This is a genomic window from Escherichia sp. MOD1-EC6819, from assembly GCF_002965765.1.
GTDB lineage: Bacteria > Pseudomonadota > Gammaproteobacteria > Enterobacterales > Enterobacteriaceae > Escherichia > Escherichia ruysiae.
In genome coordinates this window covers 164,106-185,917 of the sequence record NZ_PTRG01000004.1, presented here as the reverse complement: position 1 = coordinate 185,917, position 21,812 = coordinate 164,106, and the positions used below count along the sequence as shown (strand labels likewise).

23 protein-coding genes are annotated in these 21,812 nt (G+C 50.9%); 10 read left to right on the top strand and 13 right to left on the bottom strand.

What is annotated here, in order from left to right; translation table 11 throughout:
• Positions 1 to 39: 39 nt before the first annotated feature.
• Genes dhaM through dhaK form a run of 3 tightly spaced genes read right to left on the bottom strand, consistent with a single transcriptional unit; the run spans position 40 to position 3,182 of the window.
• Positions 40 to 1,458 (bottom strand): dihydroxyacetone kinase phosphoryl donor subunit DhaM, encoded by a 1,419-nt coding sequence (gene dhaM / locus A7Z06_RS06935; RefSeq protein ID WP_010345024.1) that lies wholly within the window; start codon positions 1,456 to 1,458, stop codon positions 40 to 42.
• Between the two features lie 10 nt (positions 1,459 to 1,468).
• A complete protein-coding gene (gene dhaL / locus A7Z06_RS06930; protein WP_105279374.1) occupies positions 1,469 to 2,101 on the bottom strand; it encodes a dihydroxyacetone kinase subunit DhaL in 633 nt (210 codons plus the stop codon).
• A 10-nt stretch (positions 2,102 to 2,111) separates the two neighbouring features.
• The gene (gene dhaK, locus A7Z06_RS06925; RefSeq protein ID WP_105279373.1) at positions 2,112 to 3,182 is read right to left on the bottom strand and encodes a dihydroxyacetone kinase subunit DhaK; all 1,071 of its coding nucleotides are present in this window, start codon (positions 3,180 to 3,182) and stop codon (positions 2,112 to 2,114) included.
• A 226-nt stretch (positions 3,183 to 3,408) separates the two neighbouring features.
• Between dhaK and dhaR the strand changes: the two genes are divergently transcribed.
• On the top strand, positions 3,409 to 5,328 hold the full coding sequence (gene dhaR, locus A7Z06_RS06920; protein WP_001213974.1) for a dihydroxyacetone kinase operon transcriptional regulator DhaR: 1,920 nt from the start codon (positions 3,409 to 3,411) through the stop codon (positions 5,326 to 5,328).
• Positions 5,329 to 5,419: 91 nt separating this feature from the next.
• On the opposite strand, the gene ychF is transcribed toward dhaR, so the two are convergent.
• Both ychF and pth read right to left on the bottom strand, forming a co-directional pair.
• Entirely contained in the window at positions 5,420 to 6,511 is a 1,092-nt protein-coding gene (gene ychF / locus A7Z06_RS06915) for a redox-regulated ATPase YchF (protein WP_000505860.1), read from the bottom strand.
• Positions 6,512 to 6,627: 116 nt separating this feature from the next.
• On the bottom strand, positions 6,628 to 7,212 hold the full coding sequence (gene pth, locus A7Z06_RS06910) for an aminoacyl-tRNA hydrolase (RefSeq protein WP_000152933.1): 585 nt from the start codon (positions 7,210 to 7,212) through the stop codon (positions 6,628 to 6,630).
• Positions 7,213 to 7,488: 276 nt separating this feature from the next.
• Here pth and ychH point away from each other — a divergent pair, with 276 nt between their 5' ends.
• A complete protein-coding gene (gene ychH / locus A7Z06_RS06905) occupies positions 7,489 to 7,767 on the top strand; it encodes a stress-induced protein YchH (RefSeq protein ID WP_000823884.1) in 279 nt (92 codons plus the stop codon).
• A gap of 59 nt (positions 7,768 to 7,826) precedes the next feature.
• Here ychH and dauA read toward each other — a convergent pair whose 3' ends face one another.
• From dauA to lolB, 4 genes are all read right to left on the bottom strand, one after another.
• On the bottom strand, positions 7,827 to 9,506 hold the full coding sequence (dauA, locus tag A7Z06_RS06900) for a C4-dicarboxylic acid transporter DauA (protein WP_071995177.1): 1,680 nt from the start codon (positions 9,504 to 9,506) through the stop codon (positions 7,827 to 7,829).
• Positions 9,507 to 9,630: 124 nt separating this feature from the next.
• The gene (prs, locus tag A7Z06_RS06890; protein WP_001298109.1) at positions 9,631 to 10,578 is read right to left on the bottom strand and encodes a ribose-phosphate diphosphokinase; all 948 of its coding nucleotides are present in this window, start codon (positions 10,576 to 10,578) and stop codon (positions 9,631 to 9,633) included.
• A 150-nt stretch (positions 10,579 to 10,728) separates the two neighbouring features.
• A complete protein-coding gene (gene ispE / locus A7Z06_RS06880; protein ID WP_001260320.1) occupies positions 10,729 to 11,580 on the bottom strand; it encodes a 4-(cytidine 5'-diphospho)-2-C-methyl-D-erythritol kinase in 852 nt (283 codons plus the stop codon).
• On the bottom strand, positions 11,580 to 12,203 hold the full coding sequence (gene lolB, locus A7Z06_RS06875) for a lipoprotein insertase outer membrane protein LolB (protein WP_001130680.1): 624 nt from the start codon (positions 12,201 to 12,203) through the stop codon (positions 11,580 to 11,582). Before lolB ends, ispE begins: the two co-directional genes overlap by 1 nt.
• Positions 12,204 to 12,416: 213 nt before the next feature.
• Here lolB and hemA point away from each other — a divergent pair, with 213 nt between their 5' ends.
• Genes hemA through kdsA form a run of 6 tightly spaced genes read left to right on the top strand, consistent with a single transcriptional unit; the run spans position 12,417 to position 17,721 of the window.
• Positions 12,417 to 13,673 (top strand): glutamyl-tRNA reductase, encoded by a 1,257-nt coding sequence (gene hemA / locus A7Z06_RS06870; protein ID WP_010346781.1) that lies wholly within the window; start codon positions 12,417 to 12,419, stop codon positions 13,671 to 13,673.
• Between the two features lie 40 nt (positions 13,674 to 13,713).
• The gene (gene prfA, locus A7Z06_RS06865; protein ID WP_000804726.1) at positions 13,714 to 14,796 is read left to right on the top strand and encodes a peptide chain release factor 1; all 1,083 of its coding nucleotides are present in this window, start codon (positions 13,714 to 13,716) and stop codon (positions 14,794 to 14,796) included.
• Positions 14,796 to 15,629, top strand: a complete 834-nt coding sequence (gene prmC, locus A7Z06_RS06860; RefSeq protein ID WP_000456438.1) for a peptide chain release factor N(5)-glutamine methyltransferase — start codon at positions 14,796 to 14,798, stop codon at positions 15,627 to 15,629. Before prfA ends, prmC begins: the two co-directional genes overlap by 1 nt.
• A complete protein-coding gene (sirB2, locus tag A7Z06_RS06855; protein ID WP_000200410.1) occupies positions 15,626 to 16,018 on the top strand; it encodes an invasion regulator SirB2 in 393 nt (130 codons plus the stop codon). Before prmC ends, sirB2 begins: the two co-directional genes overlap by 4 nt.
• A 3-nt stretch (positions 16,019 to 16,021) precedes the next feature.
• Positions 16,022 to 16,831: an invasion regulator SirB1 gene (gene sirB1, locus A7Z06_RS06850; RefSeq protein WP_001257033.1), complete on the top strand. Its 810-nt coding sequence runs from the start codon at positions 16,022 to 16,024 to the stop codon at positions 16,829 to 16,831.
• A gap of 35 nt (positions 16,832 to 16,866) precedes the next feature.
• Positions 16,867 to 17,721 carry a 3-deoxy-8-phosphooctulonate synthase gene (gene kdsA / locus A7Z06_RS06845; protein ID WP_000811058.1) on the top strand — a complete coding sequence of 285 codons (855 nt, stop codon included), beginning with the start codon at positions 16,867 to 16,869 and terminating at the stop codon, positions 17,719 to 17,721.
• A 148-nt stretch (positions 17,722 to 17,869) separates the two neighbouring features.
• On the opposite strand, the gene A7Z06_RS06840 is transcribed toward kdsA, so the two are convergent.
• The 3 genes from A7Z06_RS06840 to chaA form a co-directional block, all read right to left on the bottom strand.
• A complete protein-coding gene (locus A7Z06_RS06840) occupies positions 17,870 to 17,977 on the bottom strand; it encodes a type I toxin-antitoxin system toxin Ldr family protein (RefSeq protein WP_000170965.1) in 108 nt (35 codons plus the stop codon).
• 427 nt (positions 17,978 to 18,404) lie between these two features.
• Positions 18,405 to 18,512, bottom strand: a complete 108-nt coding sequence (locus tag A7Z06_RS06830; protein ID WP_000170955.1) for a type I toxin-antitoxin system toxin Ldr family protein — start codon at positions 18,510 to 18,512, stop codon at positions 18,405 to 18,407.
• Positions 18,513 to 18,918: 406 nt separating this feature from the next.
• Positions 18,919 to 20,019 carry a sodium-potassium/proton antiporter ChaA gene (gene chaA, locus A7Z06_RS06820; protein ID WP_000180147.1) on the bottom strand — a complete coding sequence of 367 codons (1,101 nt, stop codon included), beginning with the start codon at positions 20,017 to 20,019 and terminating at the stop codon, positions 18,919 to 18,921.
• 268 nt (positions 20,020 to 20,287) lie between these two features.
• Here chaA and chaB point away from each other — a divergent pair, with 268 nt between their 5' ends.
• Together chaB and chaC are read left to right on the top strand one after the other, a co-directional pair.
• Positions 20,288 to 20,518 carry a putative cation transport regulator ChaB gene (chaB, locus tag A7Z06_RS06815; protein WP_001146436.1) on the top strand — a complete coding sequence of 77 codons (231 nt, stop codon included), beginning with the start codon at positions 20,288 to 20,290 and terminating at the stop codon, positions 20,516 to 20,518.
• 157 nt (positions 20,519 to 20,675) lie between these two features.
• Positions 20,676 to 21,371 carry a glutathione-specific gamma-glutamylcyclotransferase gene (chaC, locus tag A7Z06_RS06810; RefSeq protein ID WP_010351803.1) on the top strand — a complete coding sequence of 232 codons (696 nt, stop codon included), beginning with the start codon at positions 20,676 to 20,678 and terminating at the stop codon, positions 21,369 to 21,371.
• Positions 21,372 to 21,426: 55 nt separating this feature from the next.
• On the opposite strand, the gene ychN is transcribed toward chaC, so the two are convergent.
• The gene (gene ychN, locus A7Z06_RS06805; protein WP_001169665.1) at positions 21,427 to 21,780 is read right to left on the bottom strand and encodes a DsrE/F sulfur relay family protein YchN; all 354 of its coding nucleotides are present in this window, start codon (positions 21,778 to 21,780) and stop codon (positions 21,427 to 21,429) included.
• Between the last annotated feature and the right edge of the window lie 32 nt (positions 21,781 to 21,812).

Here is a 21,812-nt window from a genome sequence, read left to right as displayed (position 1 = left end):
TCCCGGATGGCATCGTAACGACGCCATCCGGACTCTGGTTTAGCCATCATGGCTAAAACGTTGTGTTTTGACGTCCAGAGTTAACGTCTCTTCAGGTTGTACCGCGTACAGTTTTTCACCCTGTAAGCAAACCCAGCCAATACCCAGTTCACGGGCAATTAAGGCGCTATGGGATACCGGACTTCCGGCACTAAGGCAGATGCCTTTAACGACCGTCGGATCCAGTTGCAGCACGGTGGAGGGGTAAATGTTCTCTGCCAGCAAAATGGTTGGTGCGCTAAATTGCGGTAGTTCTTCTTTTGTCTGTGTCAGATGGAGCAGGGTGCGATGCAGAAGATCATCCACATCGATATAGCGCGCCTGCAGATATTCATCATCAATCTGTTGATATTGCTGGCTAAGTTCTTTAAGAACCTGCTGCCAGGCATACTCTGCGGTGCAATGTTCATGCAGAAGAAGTTCGCTTGCTGCTGCCAGCAGTTCAGGATCGTCTAACAGAGTATGGTGACCGGAAAAGATCGCGGCGATATCGTCAAGCCCGCTTGCTTCGGCCTTTGCCGTTAACGTCATCAGGTCTAACAACGTAAAATCAATTGCCTGGCGTAATCGTTCCTGTTCTTGTTCCACCGTAAGGACTGATTTCGCCTGTACGGCGCATAAAACGGGTTGATAATAAAAGGCTTTCCCCGTAACAGGATTAACCTGGTGCAGCGTTGGCGGCGTAATATCTTCTGTTTCACCAAAGTTATCTTCAGCCAACTGGCGGAAAGCGGCCAGCGCCTCTTCAGCTTCTGGCCCTTTCACAATCAGGCGCAGAGTATCGTTATAGCGGACTTGTAATAGCGCAATCTGGTTAATACTTTCCGGCGTGACGCATTTGCCGTTTTTCTCCAGTAACATGTCTGCATTAAATACCGATAAGGTATAGACCAGTCGAGAGGCCGGGCGCACGTGGAGGCCGTTACGGTTTTTAATCACCACAGCCAGGGAACGGGCTTCTTCATCGTGCGGCGGGCATGTGTCAGATATCTCACTGGCGGATGACGGTAAACCCAGTTGTTCGCGTTTGGCTTCCAGCGCAGACATAGCATCATAAATAACTTTGTCGATATCGGCACCTGATGCCGCGCTAACTGTTGCCGCCAGAGTTCCTTCGACCAATGGCGCTGCGCACAAACGTACTTTTGCGGCGATCTCTGGCGCCAGCAATTCCAGAGCGGTTTCTGCACTCAATAACGCGCTCCCCATGTCCATCATAACCAGCACATGGTCGGCATCAGCAACGGATTCGATGGCTTCCATCACTTTGACGGCATCAGTACCAATGGGATTTTGCGGGTCATCAATCCCAGCGGCAATGGCGATTTTACAACTATCGCTCATTAACATCTGACGGGCTAATTCACCGACACCTTCACCCAGCCGGGCGCTATGTGAAACTATGACCAGGTTTACCATCACCAATTCCTTACTCTTTCGCGGCTAACGCCAGCATTTGCATCATAAACATCACGGAGGTCGCGCCAGGATCCTGGTGACCAATACTGCGTTCGCCGAGATAACTGGCACGGCCTTTGCGAGCTTGCATCGTAATCGTGCTTTGTGCAGCGGATTCAGCGACACTGCTGGCTGCGTCGAGCGCAGCCGGAACAGAGAGATTTTGCTCGCTGGACTGGCGTAACGACTCAACCACTGGTTCCCAGACATCGCACATGGTTTTATCGCCAGGTTCGGCTTTCCCCCGACTGATTACGCCGTCCACACCATCGCGAAACATCTGATAAAGCTCTTCCTGCGTCAGGCTCTGGCGCGCCTGAGTCGCCTGCGCGGCGCGAATAAAGAATGTACCGAATAGCGGACCACTGGCTCCACCGACGCTGGAAAGCAGTGTCATACCGGTATTTTTGAGGATGAAACCAATATCCTTGTCCTCAATGGCGGGTAGTTTTTCCACCACTTTGCTAAATCCTCGATTCATATTTAGCCCGTGGTCAGCGTCGCCAATTTCACGATCCAGCCCGGTAAGATAATCGCTCTCTTTGCTGAAGATTTCTCCACAGCGAGTAAGCCAGTTAACAATTTGAGTTCTGCTCAGTGACATCGTTATCTCCTTATTTACCCCAGTTCAGCGCCGGGGTGTGGACTGGGGCATCCCATAACGCCAACATTTCGTCATCAACTTTCAGTAAGGTGATGGAAAAACCGGTCATATCCAGTGAAGTGCAATACGCACCAATTAAATTGCGTTCGATAGTCAGCCCCGCTTGCTGACAACGCGTAGTCAGACGGTTATAGACGCCGTAAAGCTCAGAAAGTGGTGTGGCGCCAAGATTGTTGACCAGCGCAATCACCCGATCGCCAGACTGTAGCTGCTGTTTGGTTTGAATCTCTTCCTGCCAGTTTCCTTGTTGATAATTCCAGAAGCGCAGTGTGCGATGGTATGTGCCATTTTCCAGCAGCGTGTCGAACATTTCATCGACGGTTTGATCAAGGGAAGAGAAGGGGCGACGATCGATACCCGGCTCGCCATGAATGCCGACGCCAAACTCCATCTCATTATCTGCCAGCGTAAATGAGGGTTTGCCAGCGGCTGGAACGGTACAGGCACCGAGAGCGATACCAATTGAGTGACCCTGATTATTCAGCTGACGCCCCAGTTCCGCACAGGCATCCAGTGAGTCGCCACGTTCTGCCGCCGCACCCACAAGTTTTTCTATTAACACCGTATTGGCAACACCGCGCCGCCCGGCGGTATAAAGACTGTCTTTCACCGCGACGTCGTCATCAATGACCACCGTGGTCACTTTTACGCCGCTGTCGTGGAGTAATTCGGTTGCTGTTTCGAAGTTAAGAATATCGCCGGTGTAATTTTTGATGATCAGCAGTACGCCTTCGCCGCCATCAATCTGCATGGCGCACTCAAAGATTTTATCGGGGGTAGGTGAAGTGAAAATTTCGCCCGGACACGCCCCCGAAAGCATCCCCTGACCGATATAACCGCAGTGCATTGGTTCGTGTCCGCTGCCGCCGCCTGACAGCAGGGCGACTTTTCCGGCAACCGGTGCATCAGCTCGTGTGACGTACAGCGGATCCTGATGCAATGTCAGCGAAGGATGCGCTTTCGCCAGCCCTGCCAGTTGTTCGTTCAGTACGTCTTGCACATCATTGATCAATTTTTTCATTATCTTGCTCCAGCAATTATCGTAGGGCATGGATGATGTTCAACGACACGGCGACCACTGACTGCCGATGAATCCATTGTGCATCAGACTTGGGAAAAGAAAATTCATACAAATTATGTTTCATGCTGAAACATATGTTTTAATAAATGTTCCATTATGGAACATAAGAATGCCCTGATACTTAAAATTGCGAGTCAGAACACCTTTTGCCAGAAGTGAGCGGAATATGAGAGGCGGTTTTCACAACGATGACCAGGCTAACGCCCCCTGGATTGCAGCATCCTGGGAGCGATGCCGCAAACTGATGAAACGGGAGTCGTGGAGCGTACCGCACCAGGCCCAGGGCGTGACATTTGCTACCATCTGTCGGCGTAAAAAGGCGATGCTGACACTCGGGCAGGCGGCGCTGGAAGATGCCCTGGAATATATGGCGCCACGAGCGTGCGTTTTGCTTATTCTCGATGAAACTGCCTGCATCCTTAGCCGTTATGGTGATCCGCAGACTATGGAGCAGCTTAGTGCGTTGGGATTTAATGACGGCACTTATTGCGCCGAAGGAATCATCGGTACTTGTGCGCTATCGTTAGCGGCTATCTCTGGTCAGGCGGTGAAAACGATAGCCGATCAACATTTTAAACAGGCGCTCTGGAAATGGGCATTTTGTGCAACGCCGCTGTTTGACAGCAAGGGGCGATTGACCGGGACGATAGCCCTGGCGTGTCCAGCGGAACAATCGACAGCAGCCGATTTGCCGTTGACGCTGGCAATTGCTCGCGAGGTGGGAAACTTACTGCTAACGGACAGTTTGCTGGCTGAAACTAATCGGCATTTAAATCAACGTAACGCTCTGTTAGAAAGTATGGACGATGGCGTGATTAGCTGGGACGAGCAGGGTAATCTGCAATTTATTAATGCTCAGGCGGCGCGTGTTTTGCGTCTGGACGCAACGGCCAGCCAGGGAAGAGCAATCACGGAACTGTTAACGTTACCTGCCGTGCTGCAACAGGCAATAAAACAGGCACATCCGCTCAAACATGTGGAAGCGACCTTTGAAAGTCAGCACCAGTTTATTGATGCGGTCATTACCCTTAAACCGATAATTGAACCCCAGGGAACCAGCTTTATTCTGCTGCTGCATCCGGTGGAGCAGATGCGGCAATTGATGACCAGTCAATTAGGCAAAGTTAGTCATACTTTTGCTCATATGCCACAGGATGAGCCGCAAACCCGTCGCTTGATTCATTTTGGTCGTCAGGCGGCGCGCAGCAGTTTTCCGGTGTTACTTTGTGGAGAAGAAGGCGTTGGTAAGGCTCTGTTAAGTCAGGCGATTCATAATGAAAGCGAACGCGCTGCAGGTCCCTATATCGCCGTCAATTGCGAGTTATATGGTGATGCGACGCTGGTGGAAGAGTTTATTGGCGGCGATCGCACGGAGAATAAAAATGGTCGTTTGAGTCGTCTGGAACTGGCACACGGCGGCACGCTGTTTCTCGAAAAGATTGAGTATCTGGCGGTGGAGTTACAGTCAGCATTGCTTCAGGTCATCAAGCAGGGCGTTATCACGCGGTTGGATGCGCGGCGTTTAATCCCGATTGATGTCAAAGTGATTGCCACGACGACCGCAGATCTGGCAATGCTGGTGGAACAAAATCGCTTTAGTCGCCAGCTTTATTACGCCCTCCATGCATTTGAAATTACCATCCCACCTCTGCGTATGCGGCGCGGCAGTATTCCGGCGCTGGTGAATAATAAATTACGTAATCTCGAAAAACGCTTCTCAACCCGATTAAAGATTGATGACGATGCGCTTGCTCGTTTGGTCTCCTGCGCATGGCCCGGTAATGATTTTGAACTGTATAGCGTCATTGAGAACCTTGCGCTAAGCAGTGACAACGGACGCATTCACGTCAGTGATTTGCCTGAGCATCTGTTTACCGAACAGGCGACAGAAGATATCAGCGCCACGCGTCTTTCCACCAGTCTGTCATTTGCGGAAGTCGAAAAAGAAGCGATTATTAACGCCGCCCAGGTGACAGGTGGGCGTATTCTGGAAATGTCGGCGTTACTTGGAATTGGTCGCACCACGCTTTGGCGAAAAATGAAACAATATGGCATTGATGCGGGTCAGTTTAAGCGTCGGGGATGATCGACAAAAACAAAAAAGCCATTATGTGCATCCACACATAATGGCTGATTTTTTGCGCCAGTACGGAGACTTCAGTACTGGTAGTAACGTATTAAACGTTAAACAGGAAGTTCATCACATCGCCATCTTTAACGATGTAATCTTTACCTTCTGCACGCATTTTGCCTGCTTCTTTCGCGCCTTGTTCACCTTTGTAAGTGATGAAATCTTCAAACGCGATGGTTTGTGCACGGATAAAGCCTTTTTCAAAATCGGTGTGGATTTTGCCAGCCGCCTGCGGCGCAGTTGCACCAACCGGAATGGTCCATGCGCGCACTTCTTTCACCCCTGCGGTGAAGTAAGTTTGCAGGTTCAGCAGTTTATAACCGGCACGGATCACACGGTTCAGACCCGGCTCTTCCAGTCCCAGTTCCTGCATAAACTCGTCACGTTCTTCGTCGTCCAGTTCGGCAATGTCTGCTTCAACAGCAGCACAAACCGGAACGACAACAGAACCTTCTTTCGCCGCGATTTCACGCACCTGGTCCAGATACGGGTTGTTTTCAAAACCGTCTTCGTTGACGTTGGCGATGTACATTGTCGGTTTCAGCGTCAGGAAGCTCAGGTAACGAATAGCAGCTTTTTCTTCTGCGCTTAAATCCAGCGCGCGCAGCATACCTGCGTTTTCAAGTTGTGGCAGGCATTTTTCCAGTACCGCCAGCTCGGCTTTCGCGTCTTTATCGCCACCTTTGGCTTTTTTCTGTACCCGGTGAATTGCACGTTCACAGGTGTCGAGATCCGCCAGAGCAAGCTCGGTATTGATAACGTCAATATCGTCTGCCGGGTTAACTTTGCCGGAAACGTGAATGATGTTGTCATTTTCAAAGCAGCGAACAACGTGACCGATCGCTTCGGTTTCACGGATGTTGGTCAGGAACTGGTTACCCAGACCTTCGCCTTTCGACGCGCCTTTTACCAGGCCAGCGATATCGACAAACTCCATGGTCGTGGGAAGCGTACGCTGCGGTTTTACGATTTCAGCCAGTTGATCCAGACGCGGATCGGGCATTGGCACAACGCCTGTGTTCGGCTCGATGGTGCAGAATGGAAAGTTGGCCGCTTCAATACCGGCTTTGGTCAGCGCGTTGAACAGGGTAGATTTCCCGACGTTGGGCAAACCGACGATACCGCATTTGAATCCCATGATTTAAATCACCTTAATATCTTAATAATCAACCTGTTATCGTAAACAGATTGTAGAAATGGAAATAACTCTGCCTATTATACACGGCACGCGGCAAAAATGCCGCAGACAACGACTTATTGCGCTTTAAAGGCGTGCAATCGGTTCGTTGCTTTGGTCAAGCCATCTGTAAACCACATTTCAGTACAACGTGCCGCTTCGTCGATGGCTTCATCAATTAACTTCTGTTCACTAACAGGAGGTTTGCCTAACACAAACCCGACAACTTTGTTTTTATCGCCCGGATGACCGATTCCAATGCGTAAACGGTGAAAGTTAGGGTTATTACCCAATTTACTGATGATGTCTTTCAGTCCATTGTGACCACCATGACCGCCGCCCAACTTAAATTTGGCGACGCCAGGGGGCAGATCCAGCTCGTCGTGGGCGACCAGAATTTCGTCCGGATTAATGCGGAAAAAACTGGCCATCGCCGCGACGGCTTTGCCGCTGAGATTCATAAATGTGGTCGGGACTAACAGGCGGACATCTTCGCCTCCAAGGGTAACTCGCGAGGTATAACCAAAGAATTTAGCTTCTTCGCGCAAGGGAGCGCGCAAACGCTCCGCCAGTAAGTCAACGAACCAGGCGCCAGCATTGTGTCGCGTTGCGGCGTATTCAGCGCCGGGGTTCGCCAGGCCGACAATCAATTTAATCGTCACGTCTTTTGTCCTGAGTGAGTGCATAACTGGCGCGTAGTTTACTGGTTGTGGCCTCGCTTGACAAAAAACAGCACCTTATACGCAGACAACATAATAATTGCCTCTGCGAACTATTAGAAAGTCAGGATGTTCAGGCGTTTATTTGTAAAGTTTTGTTGAAATAAGGGTTGTAATTGTGATCACGCCCGCACATAACCTACAGGGTGTTGTCTATACTTTACACATAAGGAAGAGGGGTATTCCCTGTTACAACCCAGAAAGTTCCGGAGGTGACACATGAAACGCAAAAACGCTTCGTTACTCGGTAACGTGCTCATGGGGTTGGGTCTGGTGGTCATGGTGGTCGGCGTGGGGTATTCAATCCTCAACCAGTTACCACAGTTTAATATGCCCCAGTATTTCGCACATGGTGCAGTGCTGAGTATTTTCGTCGGTGCTATTCTCTGGCTGGCGGGGGCCCGTGTTGGCGGGCATGAACAGGTGTGCGACCGTTACTGGTGGGTTCGTCATTATGACAAACGTTGCCGCCGTAACGATAATCGTCGTCATAGCTAACGCATAATGCAGTTTGCTGACCAGTCAGTTTGTGCTGACTGGTCAATTTAATGCCTTTCTTACAGATCAGCCATTGCTGCGCTGCGATTCGGGAAGAATGCCAGGCGTCCAGGGATCGGTTGAATACCAGAACGAGCCATGGTGCGCAGTGGCTGGAACTCCACATTACACACCCGCAGTTCACATCCTTCAGGCAGGCGCTTCACAAAACGCTGGAACGCATCAAGGCCACCGGCATCAAGAACCGGAACTGCATCCCACTTCAGAATAACAATTCGTTTGCCTTCCAGACGTGATTCAAGATCGGTGAATAAGCCTTCAGCCGCAGCGAAAAACAGCGGACCAATAACGCGCAGAACCAGTACATCCTCAGGAACATCTACCGCCACGGGTGCCAGACGAGTCATACGGGCGATACGGCGCATAAACAGCAGCGATGCCAGTACGATACCCACACTGATGGCAATAACCATATCAAACAGCACGGTCAGCGACATGCAAAGCAGCATGACGATGATGTCATCTTTCGGCGCATGGCGCAGCAAGTCGACCACTTTGTGTGCTTCACTCATGTTCCACGCCACCATCAATAGCAGGGCAGCCATGGCGGAAAGCGGCAGCCAGGAGAGCAGCGGTGCCAGTACCAGCAGAGCGAGAATAACCAGAATAGAGTGGATCACCGCCGAGATAGGGGAAGTTGCACCGGCACGGACGTTAGCGGCAGAACGCGCGATGGCAGCTGTAGCGGTAATACCACCAAAGAACGGAGCGATGATATTCCCCAGCCCCTGACCGACCAGTTCGCTGTTCGCCTTGTGTTTCGTCCCGGTCATGCCATCCAGTACCACCGCGCAGAGCAGAGATTCGATTGCGCCGAGCATTGCCATTGAGAATGCCGCAGGCAGCAGTGTGCGAATAGAATCCCAGGTTAGTGTGAATTCTGAATCGGGGAGATCCCACGGCAGTACCAGTTGCGGCAGCAGTTGCGGAATACCATTACCCTGGGAACCATCGGCCAGAACGTAGTGGAATTGCGAGCCGATGGTAGCAACGTGTCCACCGAGCAGGTTAACAATGCCCATCACCGCACAACCAGCCAGCAAGGCCGGAAGATGACCTGGTAAACGAATGCCCAGACGCGGCCAGAAAACCAGAATGCCAAGCGTCACAATGCCAATGGCAGCATCACCCACATTAATGGTGGGCAGCGCCATAAATAATGCGCCGACTTTTTGTAGATAATGTTCCGGGACATGAGCCATTTGCAGACCGAGAAAATCTTTAATCTGCATGGTACCGATGGTGATCCCGATACCTGAGGTAAAACCTAAGGTGACGGAAACCGGAATATATTCAATCAGACGACCAAAGCGCGCCAGACCCATCAGGATCAAAAAGATCCCCGACAACAACGTCGCAACCAGCAGGCCTGCCAGTCCAAACTGTTGCGAAACGGGATAGAGAATTACTACAAATGCCGCAGTCGGACCGGAAACGCTAAAGCGCGACCCCCCCGTCAGAGCAATGACAATCCCTGCAACAGCAGCGGTATATAAACCGTACTGTGGAGCCACGCCACTACCAATTGCCAACGCCATCGCCAGCGGAATAGCAATAATCCCGACGGTAATCCCGGCAATCAGGTCACGGGTAAACCGTGCGGCAGTGTATTTTTCTTTCCAGCAAGCGTCGATCAGAGCGCGGAAAGGCATCACATGTGAGGAGAATATTTTGTTCACAATAATGTTTCATCCGTGAGCGCATCATCTGTCAACTAAATGGCAGGTGAAGGAGGCATAGGTCATACAAATGGATATTACAGACAAAAAAACCCGCCGCAGCGGGTCTTTGAGCCGGGTTCGATTAATGTTCGAACATAGCAGAGATCGATTCTTCGTTGCTGATACGACGAATCGCTTCGGCCAGCATACCTGACAGAGTCAGAGTACGCACGTTCGGCAGTGATTTGATTTCATCGCTCAGCGGAATGGTATCGCAGACAACGACTTCATCAATTACAGAGTTACGCAGGTTGTTCGCCGCGTTGCCAGAGAAGATCGGGTGAGTCGCGTATGCAAATACACGTTTAGCACCACGTTCTTTCAGAGCTTCAGCAGCTTTACACAGCGTACCGCCAGTGTCGATCATATCATCGACCAGTACGCAGTCACGACCTGCAACGTCACCGATGATATGCATCACCTGGGAAACGTTCGCACGCGGACGACGTTTATCGATGATTGCCATATCGGTATCGTTCAGCAGCTTAGCGATAGCGCGGGCACGCACAACGCCGCCGATGTCCGGAGAAACCACAATTGGGTTATCCAGATTCAGCTGCAGCATGTCTTCCAGCAGGATCGGGCTACCAAATACGTTATCAACCGGAACGTCGAAGAAACCCTGAATCTGTTCAGCGTGCAGATCCACTGTCAGCACACGGTCAACACCGACGCTGGAGAGGAAATCTGCAACCACTTTCGCAGTGATTGGCACACGAGCGGAACGGACGCGACGGTCCTGGCGCGCATAGCCAAAGTAGGGGATAACAGCGGTGATACGACCTGCGGAAGCACGACGCAGGGCATCAACCATCACGACTAATTCCATCAGGTTGTCGTTAGTAGGGGCACAAGTGGACTGGATGATGAAAATATCACCACCGCGTACATTTTCATTGATTTGTACACTGACTTCGCCGTCGCTAAAGCGACCTACAGCGGCGTCGCCGAGTGAAGTGTACAGGCGGTTGGCAATACGTTGTGCTAGTTCCGGGGTGGCGTTACCAGCAAAAAGCTTCATATCAGGCACGAGAAGAACCTCAGGCATGCGTCCATTGGTGGAAAGAATCTGCCGAAAACTGTGCGGGCCAGGCAATATTCTTTCCAGGCGGTGTATTAAAGAGCGCGATGCAACGTCTGGAACAAGGTGACGTTGTCACCGAAACTCAGCTTGCCCGGCTTAAAGCATGGCTCTGTGCAATGGGGAAAGATTAACACCTTTCGCCACAAAGCCATTGAGCCATTCCGGGGCTTGCTCTAGCACCTGGCGGGCTTCAGACTCTGTATCAAATTCAGCAAAGACACAGGCTCCTGTCCCAGTCAGGCGCGACGGGGCGTATTCTAACAGCCAGGAAAGCACCGCATCAACCTCGCGAAAACGTTTTCTTGCGATAACCTCGCAATCATTACCGAATTCACATTTTAGCAACGTATCAATTGACCTTTTCGGCGTGTTGCGCGGGAGTTCAGGATCTTTAAAAATCACCGGTGTCGGAATACTTACACCAGGGTGTGCCACCAGATACCATTTCTCCGGTGGATTCACTGGCGTTAATATTTCGCCAACCCCTTCAGCAAACGCGGCATGACCGCGTACAAAGACAGGAACATCTGCGCCCAACGTCAGACCCAGTTCCGCCAGTTCATCAATACTTAGCCCGCATTGCCAGAGATGATTTAACGCCACCAGCACAGTCGCGGCATTCGATGAACCACCGCCCAGGCCGCCGCCCATCGGCAAACGCTTGTCAATGCTGATATTTGCACCGCTCCCCGCCGGAAGACGCCCGCTGTCTGCCGCTGTTTTCATCAACAACCGTGCTGCGCGAACGATCAGGTTATCTTCGTGCTCCACGCCTTCAACGGGCGTTAACAGACGAATATCCCCATCGTCACGAAGTTCAATGCTGATGGTGTCGCCGTAATCAAGAAACTGAAACAGCGTTTGCAGCGTGTGGTAACCGTCCGCTCGCTGACCGGTAATGTATAAGAACAGATTAAGTTTTGCCGGAGAGGGCCACTGTGTCCGCATTATTTCACTATCCAGTTATCCATTTTTAACTTGATGCGCTGACCACCGTCGGTGAGTTCCATATTGGCTGGCATCGCAGGTTGCGTTTTGGTGTCATAACCACCGTATACGACTTTCCAGTTTTTGCCGTTCTGGCTGTAGGTGATTTCGCTCAGGCGGTACTGGTCGTCCAGTTTGTAGTCGGTTGCATCACCAGGCAAACCTAAAATCCACTGGCGCAAACTGTTGAGCGGAATCGGCATTCCTGTCAATTTGCCAATCATCTCTTCGGCGTCATCGGCGGTGTAACGCTGACCTTTGTTATCTACCAGCTGCACGTTACCCGGCTGAGCATTCAGCTCCAGTTCGGTGCTTCCCAATGGGTTGGTCAGCAGCAGACGGTAGCGATCCTGGCCAGTTTGCTGCCAGAAGAAGCGGGCATACACTTTCTGCTGGTCAGAAATATACGCAAATGCACCGCGTGTCTGATACTGGTTGAGGTTACGAACCTCTTGCTGATGCTGACGCCACTGCGGGGAGTCCGGGCTTTTGCCGGGGCCTTTTGGTGTGGTAACGGAACAGGCAGTGAGCACGAGGGCAGCCAGCGGTAGCAGGCGGATAAAGCGAAAATCGGGCAGGGGCATGATAATGACAAGTCCTTGAGATACGTTGCAGTTATAACCCTTAATGCTAGCGTTACCGTCCGCTATCGTCTATGTTCAAGTTGTCTTAATTGCCAGAATCTAACGGCTTTTGGCAATTACTCCAAAAGGGGGCGCTCTCTTTTATTGATCTCACGCATCCTGTATGATGCGAGCAGACTAACCATATCAACGTTGGTATTATTTCCCGCAGACATGACCCTTTTAGCACTCGGTATTAACCATAAAACGGCACCTGTATCGCTACGAGAACGTGTATCGTTTTCGCCGGACAAGCTCGATCAGGCGCTTGACAGCCTGCTCGCGCAGCCGATGGTGCAGGGCGGCGTGGTGCTGTCGACGTGTAACCGCACAGAACTTTATCTTAGCGTTGAAGAGCAGGATAACCTGCAAGAGGCGCTCATTCGCTGGTTGTGCGATTACCACAATCTCAACGAAGAAGATCTGCGTAATAGCCTCTACTGGCATCAGGATAACGACGCGGTTAGCCATTTAATGCGTGTTGCCAGTGGCCTGGATTCACTGGTTCTGGGGGAGCCGCAGATCCTCGGTCAGGTTAAAAAAGCGTTTGCCGATTCGCAAAAAGGCCATATGAAGGCCAGCGAACTGGAACGCATGTTCCAGAAATCTTTCTCTGTAGCAAAGCGCGTTCGCACTGAAACGGATATTGGCGCCAGTGCTGTGTCTGTCGCTTTTGCGGCTTGTACGCTGGCGCGGCAGATCTTTGAATCGCTTTCTACGGTGACGGTATTGCTGGTTGGTGCGGGCGAAACCATCGAACTGGTGGCGCGTCATCTGCGCGAACACAAAGTGCAGAAGATGATTATCGCCAATCGTACTCGCGAACGAGCCCAAATCCTGGCAGATGAAGTCGGCGCAGAAGTGATTGCATTGAGCGATATCGACGAACGTCTGCGCGAAGCCGATATCATCATTAGTTCCACTGCAAGCCCGTTACCGATTATCGGTAAAGGTATGGTGGAGCGCGCATTAAAAAGCCGTCGCAACCAACCGATGCTGTTGGTGGATATTGCCGTTCCGCGCGATGTCGAACCGGAAGTCGGAAAACTGGCGAATGCCTACCTTTATAGCGTTGACGATCTGCAAAGCATCATTTCGCATAACCTGGCGCAGCGTAAAGCCGCCGCAGTTGAAGCGGAAACTATCGTCGCTCAGGAAACCAGCGAATTTATGGCGTGGCTGCGCGCACAAAGCGCCAGCGAAACTATTCGCGATTATCGCAGTCAGGCAGAGCAGGTTCGCGATGAGTTAACCGCCAAAGCGTTAGCAGCCCTTGAACAGGGCGGCGACGCGCAAGCCATTATGCAGGATCTGGCATGGAAACTGACTAACCGCCTGATCCATGCGCCAACGAAATCACTTCAACAGGCTGCCCGTGACGGGGATAACGAACGCCTGAATATTCTGCGCGACAGCCTCGGGCTGGAGTAGCAGTACATCATTTTCTTTTTTACAGGGTGCATTTACGCCTATGAAGCCTTCTATCGTTGCCAAACTGGAAGCCCTGCATGAACGCCATGAAGAAGTTCAGGCGCTGCTGGGTGATGCGCAAACCATCGCTGACCAGGAACGTTTTCGCGCATTATCTCGTGAATATGCGCAGTTAAGTGATGTTTCGCGCTGTTTCACCGACTGGCAACAGGTTCAGGAAGATATCGAAACCGCACAGATGATGCTCGACGATCCTGAAATGCGTGAGATGGCGCAGGATGAACTGCGTGAAGCTAAAGAAAAAAGCGAACAACTGGAACAACAACTTCAGGTTCTCTTGCTGCCAAAAGATCCTGATGACGAACGCAACGCCTTTCTCGAAGTGCGTGCCGGAACTGGTGGTGATGAAGCCGCATTATTTGCAGGCGATCTGTTCCGTATGTACAGCCGTTACGCAGAAGCCCGTCGCTGGCGCGTGGAAATCATGAGCGCCAGCGAGGGCGAGCATGGTGGCTATAAAGAGATCATCGCCAAAATCAGTGGCGATGGTGTGTATGGTCGCCTGAAATTCGAATCTGGCGGTCATCGCGTGCAGCGTGTTCCTGCTACGGAATCGCAGGGTCGTATTCATACTTCTGCTTGTACCGTTGCGGTAATGCCAGAGCTGCCTGACGCAGAACTGCCGGACATCAACCCGGCAGATTTGCGCATTGATACTTTCCGCTCTTCAGGGGCAGGGGGGCAGCACGTTAACACCACCGATTCGGCAATCCGTATTACTCACTTACCAACCGGTATTGTTGTTGAATGTCAGGACGAACGTTCACAACATAAAAACAAAGCTAAAGCACTTTCTGTACTTGGTGCTCGCATCCACGCAGCAGAAATGGCAAAACGCCAGCAGGCGGAGGCGTCTACCCGTCGTAACCTGCTGGGCAGTGGCGATCGCAGCGATCGTAATCGTACCTACAACTTCCCGCAGGGGCGCGTCACTGACCACCGTATCAACCTGACGCTCTACCGTCTGGATGAAGTGATGGAAGGTAAGCTGGATATGCTAATTGAACCGATTATCCAGGAACATCAGGCTGACCAACTGGCGGCGTTGTCCGAGCAAGAATAATGGAATATCAACACTGGTTACGTGACGCAATAACCCAACTTCAGGCGAGCGAAAGCCCACGGCGCGATGCTGAAATCCTGCTGGAGCATGTTACCGGCAAGGGGCGTACTTTTATTCTCGCCTTTGGCGAAACGCAGCTGACTGACGCGCAGTGTGAGCAACTCGACGTACTGCTGGCGCGTCGTCGTGCAGGTGAACCTATTGCTCATTTAACCGGTGTGCGTGAATTTTGGTCGTTGCCGTTATTTGTTTCGCCAGCGACCTTAATTCCCCGTCCTGACACGGAATGTCTGGTGGAGCAGGCACTGGCTCGGTTACCTGAACAGTCTTGCCGTATTCTCGATCTCGGTACGGGCACCGGGGCAATTGCGCTGGCGCTGGCCAGCGAGCGTCCAGATTGCGAGGTAACCGCCGTTGACCGAATGCCGGATGCCGTTGCCCTTGCGAAGCGTAATGCGCAGCATCTGGCGATTAAAAATATCCATATCCTGCAAAGCGACTGGTTTAGTGCGCTTGGCGAGCAGCAGTTTGCGATGATTGTCAGCAATCCGCCATATATCGACGAGCAGGATCCCCATCTTCAACAAGGCGATGTCCGCTTTGAGCCGCTGTCGGCATTGGTGGCGGCAGACAGCGGTATGGCGGATATCGTGCACATCATCCAAAAGTCACGTAACATGCTAATATCTGGCGGATTTCTGCTTCTGGAACATGGCTGGCAGCAAGGGGAAGTGGTTCGACAGGCATTTATTCAGGCGGGTTATCGTGATGTCGAAACCTGCCGGGACTACGGTGATAACGAGCGCGTGACGCTTGGTCGCTATTATCGATGACTAGTTTTACTACGCTGCTTAGCGTTCATCTCATTAGCGTTGCGCTTTCTGTTGGGCTATTAACCTTACGTTTCTGGCTACGTTATCAGGAGCATCCTCAGGCATTTGCTCGCTGGACGCGCATTGCGCCGCCGGTTATTGACACGGTGTTATTGTTAAGCGGCGTGGCGCTAATGGCTAAAGCGCACATCCTGCCATTTTCCGGGCAGGCACAATGGCTGACTGAAAAGCTGTTTGGAGTTATCATTTATATCGTTTTGGGTTTTATTGCTCTCGATTATCGTCGGGTGCACAGTCAGCAGGTGCGCATTATTGCCTTCCCGCTGGCGCTGGTGGTGCTGTACATCATCATTAAACTCGCCACCACAAAAGTACCGTTACTGGGGTAAGTCATGAGATCGTTAGCTGATTTCGAATTTAATAAAGCGCCGCTGTGCGAAGGCATGATCCTGGCTTGCGAAGCAATCCGCCGCGATTTTCCCTCGCAAGATGTATACGACGAACTGGAGCGTCTCGTTAATCTGGCGAAGGAAGAAATTAGCCAGCTTCTGCCTTTAGAAGAGCAGCTGGAAAAATTGATCGCGCTGTTTTACGGCGAATGGGGATTTAAAGCCTCACGCGGTGTTTATCGTCTTTCCGATGCACTATGGTTGGATCAGGTGTTAAAAAATCGGCAGGGCAGTGCGGTATCATTAGGCGCCGTTTTGGTGTGGGTCGCTAATCGTCTCGATTTGCCGCTGATGCCGGTGATTTTCCCGACGCAGCTTATATTGCGCATTGAATGTCCGGATGGCGAAATTTGGTTGATTAACCCTTTTAACGGTGAATCGTTAAGCGAACATATGCTGGATGTATGGTTAAAGGGAAATATCAGCCCGTCGGCGGAACTGTTTTATGAAGACCTGGATGAAGCCGATAACATTGAGGTTATCCGCAAACTATTGGATACGCTGAAAGCGTCGCTGATGGAAGAAAATCAGATGGAACTGGCATTACGCACCAGCGAGGCCTTATTACAGTTCAACCCTGAAGATCCGTATGAAATTCGCGATCGTGGGTTGATTTACGCGCAACTGGATTGCGAACACGTTGCGTTAAATGATTTAAGTTATTTCGTTGAACAGTGTCCGGAAGACCCGATCAGCGAAATGATTCGTGCGCAAATTAATAACATCGCGCATAAACATATTGTGCTGCATTAATTAATCGACATTTTACTTAAGATTAAGGCGATCCTATGAAACAAAAAGTGGTTAGCATTGGCGACATCAACGTAGCAAATGACCTGCCGTTCGTGCTGTTTGGCGGTATGAACGTGCTGGAATCTCGCGATCTGGCGATGCGCATTTGCGAACACTACGTAACCGTGACCCAGAAACTGGGTATCCCTTACGTGTTCAAAGCCTCTTTTGACAAAGCCAACCGCTCCTCTATCCACTCTTATCGTGGACCGGGCCTGGAAGAAGGGATGAAAATCTTCCAGGAATTGAAGCAAACTTTTGGCGTGAAAATTATCACCGACGTTCACGAACCAAGCCAGGCACAGCCAGTTGCTGATGTTGTGGATGTGATCCAGTTACCGGCATTTCTCGCTCGTCAGACTGACCTGGTGGAAGCCATGGCGAAAACCGGTGCGGTAATTAACGTCAAAAAACCGCAGTTTGTCAGCCCGGGTCAGATGGGTAACATCGTTGATAAATTCAAAGAAGGCGGCAACGATAAAGTGATTCTTTGCGATCGCGGCGCTAACTTTGGCTATGACAACCTGGTTGTCGATATGCTGGGTTTCAGCATTATGAAGAAAGTGTCTGGTAACTCGCCGGTGATTTTCGACGTGACCCACGCACTGCAATGCCGCGATCCGTTTGGCGCAGCTTCCGGCGGTCGTCGTGCTCAGGTGGCTGAGCTGGCACGAGCCGGTATGGCGGTAGGTCTGGCGGGGCTGTTTATTGAAGCTCATCCGGATCCGGAACATGCGAAATGTGATGGCCCATCCGCGCTGCCGCTGGCTAAACTGGAACCGTTCCTCAAGCAGATGAAAGCGATTGATGATCTGGTGAAAGGTTTCGAAGAACTGGATACCAGCAAGTAATCTTTTTTGCTTGAAAAATAAAGTATTAGCGTTCTGCGTTAAGACTTTTTTCATGGGTGCCAGATACAAAAAAGGCCGCAGGCTGTTACCCCTGCGGCCGGTTTCGGGCGCATATTGCCATCACGGCAGCCTGACGCCCGTATTCGCCTTACTTCCGGTTACGCCACCAGCTGACAATCGCTGCGGTAATAATTCCCGCCAGGATCGGTGCTGCCAGGTCGTGCCAGAAAGTCATGGCAAACTGCGCGAGCGTCATATAGCCGCCTTGTTGTAATGACAACATTTTGCGGCTATCCTTGAATTGTTCTGGTTCAAGATTAGCCCCCGTTCTGTTGTCAGGTTGTACCTCTCAACGTGCGGGGGTTTTCTCTTTCCAGCAACCAATGCCACCAGGGATAAAGCCCCCGCAACATTGCGCCTCACCGGATAACGCCGGCTTGGTGTGGATTCTATATCTCAAGTGTTCTTCACTTCACCCCAGGAATGTTCGTAATGCAGTATGCATTCCGGCTTTTTATTAGCTGTTGCAACTGTTTCATGAATGCTCTGGTTGATGCTCCCAGGTTGGGTTAACGGTGTCTACTTCTGAAAGAGATAAATACAAAAAAGGCCACAGGCTGTTACCCCTGCGGCCGGTTTCGGGCGCATATTGCCATCACGGCAGCCTGACGCCCGTATTCGCCTTACTTCCGGTTACGCCACCAGCTGACAATCGCTGCGGTAATAATTCCCGCCAGGATCGGTGCTGCCAGGTCGTGCCAGAAAATCATGGCAAACTGCGCGAGCGTCATATAGCCGCCTTGTTGTAATGACAACATTTTGCGGCTATTCTTGAATTGTTGATGGTTCAAGATTAGCCCCCGTTCTGTTGTCAGGTTTTACCTCTCAACGTGCGGGGGTTTTCTCTTTCCAGCAACCAATGCCACCAGGGATAAAGCCCCCGCAACATTGCGCCTCACCGGATAACGCCGGCTTGGTGTGGATACTATGTCTCAAGCCTTCTTTACTTCACCACTGAAACGTTCGTAATGAAGAGTACATTCCAGCTTTTCATCAACTGTTGCAGTGCTTTCTTGCATGTTGTGGTGCAGGCTCGCAATTATGTCTGACGAATTGTTCAGAATAACTGAAGAAAGGAACCGGGCAGGTATTTTTATTATCTCCCCCAGCTTCCGCTGCCAGGGGGAGATATCAGTGTCAGGCAAATATTGTCATCAAATAGGCGGCAAAGAGAGCCAGATGTGCCGCGCCGTTGAGTACGTTAGTACGTCCGGTGGAGAAGGAGATATGGCACAGCACCAAAGAGGCTACCATCACCACCATTTCTGGCGCACCAAGCGCAAACTGCAATTCATTGCCTGTCATAAAGGCGATCAGCGTGACGACAGGTACGGTAAGTGAAATGGTTGCTAACACCGAACCAAAGAACAGATTCATCGCGCGCTGGACCTGGTTGTTTAATACCGCTTTTAACGCCCCTAAGCCTTCCGGCGAAAGAATCAATAGCGCCACCAGGAAACCGGTAAAGGCCACCGGAGCATTCATGCTGGTGAGCAGTGTTTCCAGCGGACTGGCGTTCATTTTGGTAACCGCTATCACCGCAATTAAATGGATAATCAACCAGACGGCATGCCACAGGCTGCTATGGGCAGACGGTTTACCATGGTGCGGATCGTCATCATCACTGTCATCTTCATGTTCATAGACAAACAGACTCTGATGCGTTTTGGTCTGAATTAGCAAAAATACGCCGTACATTGCTGCGGAAATTAATGCCACCAGCAACGCCTGACCAGTTGAAAAATTCGCCGCAGGCAGAGCCATCGGGAATACCAGCACAATAATTGCCAATGGAAACAGGGCGATTAAATACTGTTTAATACCAAACAGATTCATATATTGGGTGGCAAATTTGCGCCCGCCCAACAGTAATGAAAAACCAACCAGTCCACCAGTAACAATCATAATGATTGAATAGAGTGTATCTCGCATTAACGTCGGCGCCGCATCGCCGGTCGCCATTAAGGCTGATATCAAACTGACTTCAAGAATAACCACGGAAAGGCTAAGAATAAGAGAGCCATAAGGTTCCCCCAGTCGATGGGCTAATACGTCCGCATGACGGACAACACTAAAGGCGCTGCTTAAAATACCAATAAGCGCAAGAAGATTGATGCCTATGACCACTGGTAGTGTTTGACTGCTTCCCCACAGGAACAGCACTACCAGCGCCAGAACCGGGAAAATAAGCGAGGTCTCCTTGTGGCGGGTTTTTACCGCCTCGTGAGCATTTGTCATTATGGTTATCCTTTGCAGATGAATTTGTCGAAAATGTAATAAATAGGCAGAAAAAATAACAGAAAGTGTCTGGATATCGGTAACATTTTACGAAATTTTACCCCGCTGTCGCTTTTTTACTCTTTGGGGTATAAAAATAATCAACGTGTTTAGACAATGTTTGTATTAGCACCTCTTAAGAAGAGTCTGACGTGAAAAGTCTTATATGCTGGCAAGCGTGGATATTGTTGACCACACTTAAAGTTCACCTTTAAAAAAGGAGTCAACAATGCCGTATAAAACAAAAAGCGATCTGCCGGAAAATGTAAAACACGTTCTACCGTCCCATGCCCAGGATATCTATAAAGAGGCATTCAACAGCGCCTGGGATCAATATAAAGATAAAGAAGATCGGCGTGATGATGCCAGTCGGGAGGAGACAGCGCATAAAGTGGCCTGGGCAGCAGTGAAACATGAATATGCTAAAGGAAGTGATGATAAATGGCATAAAAAGTTATAACTCCCGGTGATGAGTTAAAGCTATTCGTGCGGCGTCGCCTTGCAAGTGGTCTGCAGATTGCATATTGTCCCGGTAATGGTTCCAAAATGAGCAGTAAAAATGTCTGGAAGACACCAAAAAGTTGTCGCAGGGAAGTATGCAGTGGCGGAGGTATAAGGTGATAACGCGGGATTTCTTGATGAATGCCGATTGTAAAACGGCATTTGGCACTATTGAAGAATCACTCTTATGGTCGGCAGAACAGCGGGCAGCCTCGCTGGCAGCTACGCTGGCTTGTCGTCCTGATGAGGGGGCGGTGTGGATCTTCGGTTATGGATCGTTGATGTGGAATCCGGCGCTGGAGTTTATCGAGTCCTGTACCGGTACGCTGGTTGGGTGGCACCGGGCGTTCTGTCTGCGTCTGACCGCCGGAAGGGGGACGGCACACCAGCCGGGAAGAATGCTTGCTCTGAAAGAGGGCGGCCGCACCACGGGAGTGGCGTATCGCTTGCCGGAAGAGACGCTGGAGCAGGAACTGACCTTGCTGTGGAAGCGGGAGATGATTACCGGCTGCTACCTGCCAACCTGGTGTCAGCTTGATCTTGATGACGGGCGCACAGTCAACGCGCTGGTGTTTATTATGGACCCGCGCCATCCTGAATATGAGTCCGATACCCGAGCTCAGGTGATTGCTCCGTTGATTGCTGCGGCGAGTGGTCCACTTGGAACCAATGCGCAGTATTTATTTTCTCTGGAACAAGAGCTCAACAAACTGGGGATGCAGGATGACGGGCTGAATGATTTACTGGTGTCGGTGAAAAAACTGCTGGCGGAGAATTTCCCGGATGGTGTCTTACGGCCCGGTTTTGCCTGATGAAACTGTTATCACAGCGGGGCGTTTCTGTAACCTTGAGCGCCCCATACTGCAATTAAAACGTAAGCACTTTATCGGCAACCAGCGTCCATTGCGCCAGTTCGACCAGTGTGCCAATTTCAACTCCATCAATCAGCGGAAGTGGGCTGATACCGCGACCATCGGTGCAGGTTTTGCACAATTTCACAGGCACATTTTGTGCAGTGAGGATCTCCAGCATTTGCTGAATATTGTAGCCTTCCCCCGGTTTTTGTCCGCGTAATCCGGCAGTTACCGCATCAGACATCAGGAACAGACGCAGATCCAGGTTGCTCTCCTGTTCCCGTAGCGCAATGGCCAGCCGCAGGCTATTAAATAAGGATTCGCTCCCGTAGGGCGCGCCATTGGCAACGATCACGATTTTTTGCATTACTCACTCCTGTATTCAGATAATTAGATTTT

Coding starts and splice junctions, on each gene's coding strand:
- dhaR (WP_001213974.1), top strand. CDS start 3,409: ATGAGAGGCGGTTTTCACAACGATGACCAGGCTAACGCCCCCTGGATT.
- sirB1 (WP_001257033.1), top strand. CDS start 16,022: ATGAGATCGTTAGCTGATTTCGAATTTAATAAAGCGCCGCTGTGCGAA.
- A7Z06_RS06840 (WP_000170965.1), bottom strand. CDS start 17,977: ATGACGCTCGCGCAGTTTGCCATGACTTTCTGGCACGACCTGGCAGCA.
- ispE (WP_001260320.1), bottom strand. CDS start 11,580: ATGCGGACACAGTGGCCCTCTCCGGCAAAACTTAATCTGTTCTTATAC.
- kdsA (WP_000811058.1), top strand. CDS start 16,867: ATGAAACAAAAAGTGGTTAGCATTGGCGACATCAACGTAGCAAATGAC.
- sirB2 (WP_000200410.1), top strand. CDS start 15,626: ATGACTAGTTTTACTACGCTGCTTAGCGTTCATCTCATTAGCGTTGCG.
- prfA (WP_000804726.1), top strand. CDS start 13,714: ATGAAGCCTTCTATCGTTGCCAAACTGGAAGCCCTGCATGAACGCCAT.
- lolB (WP_001130680.1), bottom strand. CDS start 12,203: ATGCCCCTGCCCGATTTTCGCTTTATCCGCCTGCTACCGCTGGCTGCC.
- dhaK (WP_105279373.1), bottom strand. CDS start 3,182: ATGAAAAAATTGATCAATGATGTGCAAGACGTACTGAACGAACAACTG.
- ychF (WP_000505860.1), bottom strand. CDS start 6,511: ATGGGATTCAAATGCGGTATCGTCGGTTTGCCCAACGTCGGGAAATCT.
- A7Z06_RS06830 (WP_000170955.1), bottom strand. CDS start 18,512: ATGACGCTCGCGCAGTTTGCCATGATTTTCTGGCACGACCTGGCAGCA.
- dhaL (WP_105279374.1), bottom strand. CDS start 2,101: ATGTCACTGAGCAGAACTCAAATTGTTAACTGGCTTACTCGCTGTGGA.
- hemA (WP_010346781.1), top strand. CDS start 12,417: ATGACCCTTTTAGCACTCGGTATTAACCATAAAACGGCACCTGTATCG.
- chaB (WP_001146436.1), top strand. CDS start 20,288: ATGCCGTATAAAACAAAAAGCGATCTGCCGGAAAATGTAAAACACGTT.
- ychH (WP_000823884.1), top strand. CDS start 7,489: ATGAAACGCAAAAACGCTTCGTTACTCGGTAACGTGCTCATGGGGTTG.
- ychN (WP_001169665.1), bottom strand. CDS start 21,780: ATGCAAAAAATCGTGATCGTTGCCAATGGCGCGCCCTACGGGAGCGAA.
- chaA (WP_000180147.1), bottom strand. CDS start 20,019: ATGACAAATGCTCACGAGGCGGTAAAAACCCGCCACAAGGAGACCTCG.
- dhaM (WP_010345024.1), bottom strand. CDS start 1,458: ATGGTAAACCTGGTCATAGTTTCACATAGCGCCCGGCTGGGTGAAGGT.
- prmC (WP_000456438.1), top strand. CDS start 14,796: ATGGAATATCAACACTGGTTACGTGACGCAATAACCCAACTTCAGGCG.